We start from the raw sequence: 2,049 nt of genomic DNA on the forward strand, positions 1-2,049 counted from the left end.
GACGCATCCGCGAATAGGGCCCCAGGAACAGATCCTCGGCACGGTCGCGCTGCTCTTCGCCATCGCCTGGTACACGGACGGGATCGGCCTGTACGCCGTTTTCGGAGCCTTCGCCGTCGGCGTGGTCATGCCGCAGAATGAGCGGTCCGAGGCCGTCATCGGAACCCTGACCCCGATTTCCCAGCATGTTTTCCTCCCGTTGTTCTTCACCTACTCCGGGCTGCACACCGAGTTCGGCCTGCTCGGCGACAGCTCTGTTCTCCTCTTCGCGGCCGGTTGTGTGGCGTGCGCCGTCGCGGGGAAGTTCGGCGCCTGCTGGGCCGCGGCCCGGCTGCGCGGCGAGCCGAACGGGGTGGCGCTGCGGGTCGGCGCGTTGATGAACGCCCGCGGACTCATGCAGCTCATCGCCCTGAACATCGGTCTGGAGGAGGGCATCGTGACACCCTCCCTGTTCAGCGCGCTGGTACTCGTCGCCNTGGTGACGACATTGATGACCACACCCCTGCTGACGCTGGTCGAACGCCGGGACCCGGAAGCCGGTCAAAACGGAGGCCTCTGCGCGTCGTACTCCGGCCATCCACGGTTCGCCGTCGGTCGCAGCCCCGCCGCTCGGGAGTCGGCGTGCCCGGCGTCGCCGGCGCCGGAACGGGGACACGGCAGGGGCGGGTCGAGGTAGGTGTGGGGTGTCACCGTGACCTCATGGCCGAGCGTCGTCACCCACCGGAACACACCCGGTCGTGGCTGGCTGATTCGCCAGGGGCCGCTGTGCCGGAGCCGATGATGCCTGCGGCACAGCGGCCCGAGGTTGGCGATCACCGTTTTCCCGCCCTGGCTGTGGGGGACGGTGTGGTCGAGGTCGCAGCGCCTCGCACGGCGGGCGCACCCGGGCATCCGGCAGGTACGGTCCCGGGCCTGGACGTGGCGTGCCTGCGCCGGGGTCGGAAACCGCCGGTCCCCGACCTCGAGGAGATGGCCTTGTGGGTCGGTGAGCAGACGCCGCCACGTCGACCCGGGACGCTCGGCCATTTCTCGGGCTATCGCGGCGGGAATCGGACCGACCCCCGGAATCTCCCCGGGCTCCGAGGAAAGGCCGAGCAGAACACCCACGGGCACCACTACCTGGACCTCGCAGGAGAAAGGCTTGCCGTGCTCGGTACGGCCCGTCANCAGATCCACCACCACATCGGCGCGGATCTGGTCACGAGTGCGGCGGTCATCGGGCCCACGACTGGCCGCGATGTCTCGGGCGAGCTGGTCGACCCGCTGATAGCAGGCATCGGCCNCTACCGCGGGCAGGAAAGCGCTCAGGGTGCTGGTGCTGTTCTCCCCCGGGTAAATCCGGACCCGACGGTCCCCTTCAGCAGCCCCAGCACGGTCGGCGGCACCATCGGGGTCGACCCGGAGAACAGCGCGGTTACAGCCATCGCGAAACGCCCGCCGGGTGGGCCGCCTCCCCTGGGCGAGGACGTAAGCTTCGACGGCTGCGGCCGTCTCATCGTCGAGCGGGCTGACCGCATGTTCCAAGGACCGCAGGCGGGGTAGGTCGATCTGACCGTGTTTCAAGGCGGTCAGGGCATTCGGCAGACGCTTGGCGATGGAGCAGGCGTCCAGCAGCTCCCGCGTCGCGGTGGCCGGGGAGATTCCGACCTCGACCGCGACATCTACCGGAGCGAACTCGTCATAGGCCAGCTCAGCAGCGGTACCCGGCGGGGGTCGCAGACAGGTTACGGCGGACAGATCCTCCATGATCGCGGCCTGCGCCCAGCTCAGGATCTGGCTCTTGGTCCGGTAACTGCGCAGGAGACGACGAAAACCCGCTCGAAATTCCGCCTCCGCATCCTCTCTCGCGCCCTGCCCATCACACGGGCCGGTTTCGACACACGGGCTGGTCTCGACGCCNGGACTGGTGCCGGGAGCCGCGTCGCGATCGGAATCGGCGTCACGAACGGCGTGGTCAGCTGATTCATTCGCCAACACCGCACAGACGAGGGCCTCAAGCGCGGACACCAGATCCTCGACCTTCGAGCCACCCGGCGGCACAGCATCCGT

At 68.7% G+C, this 2,049-nt stretch carries 2 protein-coding genes and 2 pseudogenes; 1 reads left to right on the forward strand and 3 read right to left on the reverse strand.

Annotation, left to right across the window (positions count from 1 at the left end):
• Positions 1–475, forward strand: a 475-nt coding sequence (locus tag UG55_RS22170; protein WP_206779405.1) for a cation:proton antiporter, incomplete at both ends; no start/stop codon positions are given.
• 65 nt (positions 476–540) lie between these two features.
• Here the strand turns inward: UG55_RS22170 and UG55_RS41845 are convergent.
• The 3 genes and pseudogenes from UG55_RS41845 to UG55_RS41855 all read right to left on the reverse strand — a co-directional run.
• Positions 541–1,166 (reverse strand): HNH endonuclease signature motif containing protein (locus tag UG55_RS41845; RefSeq protein WP_242424940.1); only part of this gene is annotated, 626 nt, incomplete at its 5' end.
• Position 1,167: 1 nt separating this feature from the next.
• Positions 1,168–1,282 (reverse strand): annotated as a pseudogene (locus tag UG55_RS41850) (HNH endonuclease); the annotation flags it as partial.
• A 1-nt stretch (position 1,283) separates the two neighbouring features.
• Positions 1,284–1,746: pseudogene (locus tag UG55_RS41855) on the reverse strand (DUF222 domain-containing protein); the annotation flags it as partial.
• Positions 1,747–2,049 lie beyond the last annotated feature (303 nt).

This window comes from Frankia sp. EI5c (genome assembly GCF_001636565.1).
Lineage (GTDB): Bacteria > Actinomycetota > Actinomycetes > Frankiales > Frankiaceae > Parafrankia.